The following is an 8,361-nucleotide window of genomic DNA, read 5'->3' on the forward strand; positions in this document are numbered from 1 at the left end:
GAGGGTGTTTCATTGAGTGTGTAAGGGTCCGGTCTCTAACTAGGGTTTGACCTGCGGTTTCACCCCTGAAAGGACGGGCCCTCTTGGCCGAAATCAGTATGACCACCAACCCCCTTGAAGGCGTCTTGAGCGCCGACCAGATCGACGCCCTCGTCACGGCAGCGGAGGACCTCGGAGAGGGCCGCAACGGTGTTGAAGAGCTCCTCTCCCGGATGACCCGCGCGGTCCTGGAACGGGCCTTGGAAACGGAGATGAGCGACCACCTCGGCTACGAGTCCGGGGACCCCGCAGGGCAGGGCACGGGCAATTCCCGCAACGGCAAGACCACCAAGAGCGTTCAGACCCTCCAGGGGCCGGTGCAGGTCACCGTGCCACGGGACCGGAACAGCTCCTTCGAACCGGTCATCGTGCCCAAGCGGGCCCGCCGGCTGGGCAAGGTCGAAGACATGATCCTGTCCCTTTACGCCCGCGGAATGAGCACCCGGGATATCGGCTCCCACCTCGATGAAATCTACGGGACCAAGGTCTCCGCGGCGACAATTTCGAGGGTGACCGACGTGATTGCCGATGAGCTCGCCCAGTGGCAGAACCGGCCGCTGGAGTCCGTGTATCCGATCGTCTACATCGACGCGATCTGGCTGAAAATCAGGGACGGCGGCGTGGTGGTGAACAAGGCCTGCCACGTGGCCGTGGGCGTGGACGTAGAGGGCCGCAAGCAGGTCCTGGGCCTGTGGCTGGGCACCAGCGAAGGGGCGAAGTTCTGGGCCAACGTGCTCACCGAGATCCGTAACCGCGGAGCCGCCGACATCCTGATCCTGTGCTGCGACGGGCTCACCGGGCTGCCGGCAGCGGTGAACAGCATCTACCCCCAAACCGTCGTGCAGACCTGCGTCGTGCACCTGCTGCGCTCGGCCATGAAATACGCCTCCTACGGTGCACGCAAAGCCATGGCCCGGGACATGCGCCCGATCTACACCGCACCGACCGTGCAGGCGGCCGAGCTGGCCATGGAGGCCTTCGCGGAGACCTGGCAGAGCACAGCTCCCGGGGCGGTGCTGGCCTGGCGGAACGCTTGGGAAGACTTCACCCCGTTCCTGGCTTTCACCCCCGAGATCCGCAAAGTCATCTACACCACGAACCAGATCGAATCGATCAACTACCAACTGCGGAAGATCACCAAAACCAGGGGCTCATTTCCCTCCGACGAGGCCGCGATCAAGCTGGTCTACCTCGGGATCAGAAACATCGAGACCACCCGCGGCGGCGAGCTCGGAACCGGCACCCAAGGCTGGCACCAGGCACTGAACGCTTTCGCCGTTCAATTCCCCAACCGGCTTCCGATCTGACCACCCGGCAGACCGGATAACCGACCGGTCCCTTACACAGAAAACTTGACCCCCCCCTCCAGCACGCCATGATCCCGCCGAACGCCTCCCTGCAGGACAGGTCCTACCAGGAGATGTCCATTATCGAGGAAATCGCCGGCGTCCTGACCGTGAGCTCCCCGGCTGCCGGGGCGCTCATCAGCCAGGCCCGGCAGCTGCGCTCCCTCCCGATGGCCCTGGACGCCCTGTCCGCCGGGACCATCTCCTGGCAGCACGCCAAAATCCTCGCCGACGAAACCCATGGCCTCGGCCCCGCGGGCGCCGCCGCCATGGCCGCCCATTTCCTGGACGCGGACGCGCCCCACCCGGCCCGCGGAGCCGCACCCGGTGACCTCGTGCCCTCCCGGTTCCGGGCAAAGGTGCGGGCCTGGCGCGAACGCCACCACCCCGAATCCCTCGAAAAGCGCCACGCAAAGGCAGCAACGGACCGGCGGATGGAATATTCCCCGGACCGCGACGGCATGGCCTGGCTCTCGCTGTACCTCCCCGGTGACACCGCATCCGCCATCTGGAACCGCACCACCGCCCTCGCCCGCGGACTCCAGGGCCCCAACGAATCCCGCACCCTCACCCAACTCCGCCCCGACACCGCCGCAGCCCTGCTGCTCAGCACACCGGACACGCGCAGCGCCAACACCAGCACCAGGGACACAGCAGACGAGGACGCTGCGCCTGCAAACGCGGCCCCGGCAGAAGGGGACGCTGCGCGCCTGGGCAAGGTCCCGGCGCCCAAGGCGGACGTCCTGGTCACCGTCCCGGTGTTCTCACTCCTCGGCCTCACCGATGAACCCGCAATGCTGGACGGGTACGGGCCCATCCCCGCCTCCACGGCCCGCAAACTCGTCGCCGACGGCGCCACCTCGTTCCACCGCGTCTTGGTGGACCCGCGCGACGGTGCGCCCCTGGAAATCGGCCGTACCAGCTACCGCCTCACCAAAGCCATGAAACAAGCACTCCGCCTCCGCGACGGAAAATGCACCTTCCCCGGCTGCAACAACCGGACTTCGGACAACGAGGCAGACCACCTCCAGGCCTGGCACCACGGCGGAACCACCGGAATCAGCAACCTGGCCCAACTCTGCCCCAAACACCACCGCCTCAAACACAACAGCCGCTGGAAACCCACCCCCGGCACCAAAACCCAGCCACCCGGCTGGACCTCACCCACCGGCCGCCACTACAAGCCCGAACACCACGACTGGGAACCACCACAGTGGCCAGGGAACCCGGAACAACTGCAGACAGTTCCCGGTCGCCCACCTTGTTGCCCTCCGGACCTTGCTTACATCGGGCAGTCCCCAGCGGAAGATGCAATAGACAAGTTTTTGCATGCCCGTCCCTGACCTGCCGCCGGGCGGAGAGCTGCCCTGGAGCGGCCTGCGTCCAAGGCGGAAGCCCAAGCGGCCGCGGACGGGCCGGGGGCGTTCTTTGGCAAAGTGTTCGCCTGTGCCGGGCCCTAGCGTCCCCTGAACCAACAGGTCGCGCGTGCCCTCCGCAAATTGGCATGGGGGCGTCAGCCCGAACTTCCCTAGACTGGGCAGTGAACGCTGAAAGTACACGAGCAAAGGAGCCATGAATGAGTGGAGTAGTGGTAGTTGGGGTGGACGGCAGCCCCTCGGCATTGAAGGCCGCGGAAAAAGCGCTGGACCTGGCCAAAGCGCTGGGAGCTTCGCTTCACGTGGTGACCGCATTCGACGTCGACCGTTCCGAGACCTTCGGCGTCGGCTCGGACGAGGTGAGGGTCTGGAACTCCGATGCCTCCGAAAACGTCGCGAAGTCACTGGCCGACACGCGGCCGGGGGTGGAGGTCACCCACTTCGCCGCCCGCGGAAAACCCGCCGATTCCCTCATCAAGGAAGCCATGCGCCTGGACGCCCGGCTGATCGTGGTGGGCAACCGGAGGATGCGCGGCATCGGCCGTCTCCTGGGCAGCGTGGCCAACAGTGTGGCGCACAACGCCCCCTGCGATGTCTACATCGCCAACACGTACGAAGACTAGGCAACACCGCCGGGACCAGCCAAGGTACCGGGACCAGCGGCCAGCAAACGGGCGACGACGGGACCTCCCGCCCGTCGCCCGTTTGCTTTAAGGGAGCTTTCCTCAAGATTTGCGAAGTTTATCTTGTCGCTAGATAAACCCCCTTCCCCTGGTATGGCTGCCTGCCTAGGGTTGCTTCACAGGCACACCAAAGGGAAACCATGAAAAGCTCAAATGACACTCCAGGGGACAACGCGTTTGAGGACCCCCGGCAGCCGCTGATTCCAGACCCGCCCGATGACCGTCAGCGCAGTGTGGCCGAATGGACGGGCGACCTCCTGCTCGGAATCAGGCAGCCCCTACAGTTCCGCCTTGCCGACTGGCCCTAGCAACCTCCGGCGGGACCCGGGCCCCACAGCTCGAAAAGTGCGGGCCACCTGAATCACCGGTATGACTTCGAAAGCCATGCGCCCAACACGGCCAGCGCACTAATCCAGGTTGTTGTCCGCCGTTTCCGGCCCGCACCGAAGTCCGCCATACCCATCGTTGCCGTTTGCGGGCGGGCAGGTCAACCACCGATCCCCCTGCCAAAGGAAAGCGGACGACGGCGGGACCTCCCGCCGTCGTCCGCTTCCGTCAGCCTTCCGCCTTGGCCTGTTTCGGCGGAGGAACTCCCCTACCGCAGGACGACGGTCCGGTTGCCCAGCAGCAGGATCCGGCCCTCGCAGTGCCAGCGGACGGCGTTCCGCAGCGCCACGCACTCGGCGTCCCGGCCCACGGCCACCAGGTCATCGGCAGTGTACGTGTGGTCCACCTCGATGACCTGCTGCGAGATGATCGGGCCCTCGTCCAGTTCTGCATTGACGTAGTGGGCGGTGGCGCCCACGGTCTTGACGCCGCGCTCATACGCCTGGTGGTAGGGCTTCGCGCCTTTGAAGCTGGGCAGGAACGAGTGGTGAATGTTGATGGTTTTCCCCGCCAGCTTGGCTGAAAGGTCGTCGCTCAGGACCTGCATGTAGCGGGCCAGGACCACCAGTTCCACGTCGAACGCGTCCACGAGCTCCAGGAGCCGGGCCTCGGCGTCGGCCTTGGTGTCCTTGGTGACCGGCACGTGGAAGAACGGGATGCCGTGCCACTGGACCAGGCCCTCCTGGTCGCGGTGGTTGGAGACGACGGCCACGATCTCCACCGGGATATCGCCCGTCCGCGCCCGGAACAGCAGGTCGTTGAGGCAGTGCCCCATCTTGGACACCATCACCAGCACCCGGCGTTTCCGGCCGTGCGGTTCGAGCTGCCAGTTCATCTGCCACTTCTCCGCAACCTGGGCGAAGCCGCTGCGAAGCTCTTCAGTGCCGGCGGGCTGCCCGGCGGCCGGAGACCCGGAGGAGAAGTGCACGCGCATGAAGAAGTGCCCCTGTGCCTTGTCACCGTACTGCTTGATGTCGATGATGTCGCACCCCTGCTCCAGCAGGAATGCGGAGATCGCGTGGACAATCCCGGGTGATTCCACGCAGTCAACCGTCAGGACATGTTCGACGGCGGCGGCCGGGTCCGGCGCCGCGGCATCGTGTGCAGGGGCGGCTGCGGGAGTGTTGGGGGTGAGCGTGGTGGCCGTGCTCATTTCTGCACCTTCTCAAGTTCCCGGGCCTTGGACGTTTCCGCTTCCCGGGCAAGATCTGCCTGGAACTCCGCGTACCTGGCCAGGTGGGCCGGGCGGCGGCGGATGGCCAGCCAGGCAACGCCGAGGATGACGAACCACAGCGGTGTGGCCAGCAGCGCCAGGAGCGTGTCCGGCTGCGTGGTCAGGGCCCACAGGACAAAGGCGAAGAACGCGAAGACCACCCAGACCATCGGCACGCCGCCGGGCATCCGGTACTTCGATGCCTCATGCAGGTGCGGGCGGCGGCGGCGGAACGCCAGGTAGCTGGCCAGGATGATGGACCAGACGAACACGAAGCAGACGGCGGACACGGTGGTCACCATGTCGAAGGCCTTGCCGATGTCCTGGCCTGCGTACATCAGCACCACCCCGGAGAGCAGCAGGACGCAGGAGAGGAACAGCGCGTTCTGCGGGACCTTGCGGCGTGACAGGGCACCGAACGCCGAGGGCGCGTCGCCCTCCTGGGCCAGCCCGTACACCATGCGGGAGGTGGAGTAGATGCCGGAGTTGGCCGAGGACATGGCGGAGCTGAGCACCACCAGGTTCACCACGGTGGCTGCAGCGCCGAGGCCGGCCAGGGAGAACATGGCGATGAACGGGCTGTGGCCTGCCTGGAACTGGGTCCACGGGGTGACGGACATCAGGACGATGAGGGCGCCAACGTAGAAGAGCAGCACGCGGATGGGGATGGAGTTGATGGCCTTGGGCAGGTTCTTCTCCGGGTCCTTGGCCTCGGCTGCCGTGGTGCCCACCAGTTCAATGCCCACAAACGCGAACACCGCAATCTGGAAGCCGGCCACGAAACCCATGAACTCGTTCGGGAACATGCCGCCGTGGCTCCACAGGTTCGTGAAGGTGGCAGGGCCGGCGTCGGACTGGAAGCCCGTGAAGATCATGAACATGCCCACGATGATCAGCGCCGCGATGGCGATGATCTTGATCAGGGCAAACCAGAACTCGGTCTCGCCGAACGCCTTCACGGTGACGAGGTTCAGGAGCAGCAGGATGGCCACGGTGGCCAGGCCCGGGATCCAGAGCGGCAGCCCCGGCCAGAGCTCCTTGGAGTAGCCGGCGATCGCGATGACGTCCGCGATTCCGGTGATCACCCAGCAGAACCAGTAGGTCCAGCCGGTGAAAAAACCCGCCCAGGGGCCGAGGAGGTCCGCGGCGAAGTCGCTGAAGGATTTGTAGTTCAGGTTGCTCAGCAGCAGTTCGCCCATGGCCCGCATGACGAAGAACAGCATGAAGCCGATGATCATGTAGACAAAAATGACGGACGGCCCGGCCGCGGAGATGGTCTTGCCGGAGCCCATGAACAGGCCCGTGCCGATGGCGCCGCCAATGGCGATCAGCTGGATGTGCCTGTTGGTGAGTTGCCGCTCGAGATGCGGCTCCTGGTGGGAAGTAGTGGATTTAGTGGTCACGTGCTGCTCCTCGAATCAATGCTGGGTGGAGTGCTGCGGAAGGGGATGCCTGTTCCGGCGCTGGGTGGACGCCATAGTCCGGCGCCGAAGCAAGGCTGTTGAAGCTGTAAAGGTGGATGCCGGCAATGTTGCCCGGCTGTGTTGCCAGCCCGGTGATCAGGCTGTCCGGCGAGTAGCGGTCCCCGCTCAGGAGTTTGCGGGCCAGCGGGCCCTTGCGGCTGAGGAATTTCAGGGAACTTCCGACGCCGATCTGCGTGGCGAGTGCCACCAGTTTCGTCCGCGGGACGGACCCCGCCACGCCCGCCCAGACGGGCAGGCGTACGCCTTCGCGGCGCAAAAGTGCCGCGTAGTCATGGATTCTTCCCGGGTCGAAGCACATTTGGGTGACCACGTGCGAGGCCAGGTGCTGCTTGGCCAGCAAGCCGTCCAGCAGGTCCAGGGGGCTGGCTACCGGATGGCCCTCGGGATAGCCGGCAACTCCGGCCCGCATGGTCCCGCCGGTGTACTGGGCGATGTCTTCCAGTACCGGAAGGGCGGAGTCGTACGTGCCTGCCGGCTGTTTCCGGTCGCCGCCGATGACGAACACCTCGCCGATGCCGGCGGCGTTGCAGCCCCGGATGATCTCGGTGAGCTCGGCGCGGCTGCGGATGCTCCGCGCAGCCAGGTGCGGGACCACGGTATAACCGAGGTCTGCCGCCTCCACCGCGGTGCGCATGGTCCGTTCGATGCCGTGGTGCGGCAGGCAGGTGACGCTGAGCGTGGTGCTCCGGGGCACCAGGGCCTGGACCTGCTCAACGATTCCTTCGGAAGGGATGATTTCGATTCTGATGGGGAACATCATTGGTCCTGTCTGGTCATCAGGTACGGAAAGCTTCAGCCTTGGGCAGGTCCCGCATCAGGCCGTGGCGGCGAGCAGTGAGCTGGCCTCCTGGCGGGTGGTGCCGGAGTCCTGGATGCCGTCGGCGATGTGGGCGAGTTCGGCGGGGATGTCGCGGCCCTTCTTCCGCATCGCGGTGGCCCAGAGCCGGCCGGCGCGGTAGGAGGAACGGACCAGCGGCCCGGACATGACGCCCAGGAAGCCGATCTCGTTGGCCTCGTCCTGGAGGTCCACGAATTCCTGCGGCTTGACCCAGCGGTCCACCGGCAGGTGCCGCTCGGACGGGCGCAGGTACTGGGTGATGGTGATCAGGTCGCAGCCGGCCTCGTGCAGGTCCCGCAGCGCCTCGGAGATCTCTTCCCGGGTTTCGCCCATGCCCAGGATCAGGTTGGACTTGGTCACCATGCCCAGGTTCCGGCCCTGCGTGATCACGTCCAGGGACCGCTCATAGCGGAACGCGGGCCGGATCCGCTTGAAAATCCTCGGCACCGTCTCCACGTTGTGCGCGAAGACCTCGGGCCTGGAGTCGCAGATCGCTTCGATGTGTTCGGGTTTGCCGGAGAAGTCCGGGATCAGCAGCTCCACCCCGGTGCCGGGGTTCAGTTCGTGGATCTTGCGGACCGTCTCGGCGTACAGCCACACGCCCTCGTCCTCGAGGTCGTCACGGGCCACCCCGGTGACGGTGGCGTAGCGCAGCTGCATGGCCTGGACGGAGCGGGCCACCTTGGTGGGCTCGAACCTGTCCACCGGGGAGGGCTTGCCGGTATCGATCTGGCAGAAGTCACACCGCCGGGTGCACTCGGACCCGCCGATCAGGAACGTGGCTTCCTTGTCCTCCCAGCACTCGAAGATGTTGGGGCAGCCGGCCTCCTCGCACACCGTGTGCAGGCCTTCCTTCTTGACCAGGTTCTTGAGCTGGACGAACTCCGGGCCCATCTGGACCTTGGCCTTGATCCAGTCCGGCTTCCGCTCCACCGGGACAGCCGAGTTGCGCTGTTCAACGCGCAAAAGCTTCCGGCCTTCAGGTGCCAATGTCA

General features: G+C 65.7%; 7 protein-coding genes. 3 read left to right on the forward strand and 4 right to left on the reverse strand.

Translation table 11 applies throughout. The features are described 5' to 3' along the window. Positions 1 to 98 precede the first annotated feature (98 nt). From ACQ3DC_RS20955 to ACQ3DC_RS20965, 3 genes are all read left to right on the forward strand, one after another. Entirely contained in the window at positions 99 to 1,346 is a 1,248-nt protein-coding gene (locus ACQ3DC_RS20955) for an IS256 family transposase (RefSeq protein WP_430752900.1), read from the forward strand. A 68-nt stretch (positions 1,347 to 1,414) separates the two neighbouring features. Next, positions 1,415 to 2,728 carry a DUF222 domain-containing protein gene (locus ACQ3DC_RS20960; RefSeq protein ID WP_430752759.1) on the forward strand — a complete coding sequence of 438 codons (1,314 nt, stop codon included), beginning with the start codon at positions 1,415 to 1,417 and terminating at the stop codon, positions 2,726 to 2,728. A gap of 233 nt (positions 2,729 to 2,961) precedes the next feature. Then, positions 2,962 to 3,384: a universal stress protein gene (locus tag ACQ3DC_RS20965; RefSeq protein WP_104999110.1), complete on the forward strand. Its 423-nt coding sequence runs from the start codon at positions 2,962 to 2,964 to the stop codon at positions 3,382 to 3,384. A gap of 655 nt (positions 3,385 to 4,039) precedes the next feature. Here the strand turns inward: ACQ3DC_RS20965 and purU are convergent. The 4 genes from purU to lipA form a co-directional block, all read right to left on the reverse strand. Beyond that, positions 4,040 to 4,984 (reverse strand): formyltetrahydrofolate deformylase, encoded by a 945-nt coding sequence (purU, locus tag ACQ3DC_RS20970; protein WP_430752760.1) that lies wholly within the window; start codon positions 4,982 to 4,984, stop codon positions 4,040 to 4,042. Continuing rightward, complete coding sequence (cycA, locus tag ACQ3DC_RS20975; RefSeq protein ID WP_430752761.1) at positions 4,981 to 6,447, reverse strand: D-serine/D-alanine/glycine transporter; 1,467 nt, start codon at positions 6,445 to 6,447, stop codon at positions 4,981 to 4,983. Before cycA ends, purU begins: the two co-directional genes overlap by 4 nt. Continuing rightward, positions 6,437 to 7,288 (reverse strand): methylenetetrahydrofolate reductase, encoded by an 852-nt coding sequence (locus tag ACQ3DC_RS20980; RefSeq protein ID WP_157240936.1) that lies wholly within the window; start codon positions 7,286 to 7,288, stop codon positions 6,437 to 6,439. Before ACQ3DC_RS20980 ends, cycA begins: the two co-directional genes overlap by 11 nt. Positions 7,289 to 7,342: 54 nt before the next feature. Next, positions 7,343 to 8,361, reverse strand: a 1,019-nt coding sequence (gene lipA, locus ACQ3DC_RS20985) for a lipoyl synthase (protein ID WP_430753124.1), incomplete at its 5' end; no start/stop codon positions are given.

Origin of the sequence: Paenarthrobacter sp. NEAU-H11 (assembly GCF_050573415.1) — a bacterium.
Taxonomy (GTDB): Bacteria; Actinomycetota; Actinomycetes; order Actinomycetales; family Micrococcaceae; genus Arthrobacter.

Bases quoted from the DNA above. Each gene is read 5' to 3' on its own strand.
- ACQ3DC_RS20955 (WP_430752900.1), top strand. From the start codon at position 99: ATGACCACCAACCCCCTTGAAGGCGTCTTGAGCGCCGACCAGATCGAC.
- ACQ3DC_RS20960 (WP_430752759.1), top strand. From the start codon at position 1,415: ATGATCCCGCCGAACGCCTCCCTGCAGGACAGGTCCTACCAGGAGATG.
- ACQ3DC_RS20965 (WP_104999110.1), top strand. From the start codon at position 2,962: ATGAGTGGAGTAGTGGTAGTTGGGGTGGACGGCAGCCCCTCGGCATTG.
- purU (WP_430752760.1), bottom strand. From the start codon at position 4,984: ATGAGCACGGCCACCACGCTCACCCCCAACACTCCCGCAGCCGCCCCT.
- ACQ3DC_RS20980 (WP_157240936.1), bottom strand. From the start codon at position 7,288: ATGATGTTCCCCATCAGAATCGAAATCATCCCTTCCGAAGGAATCGTT.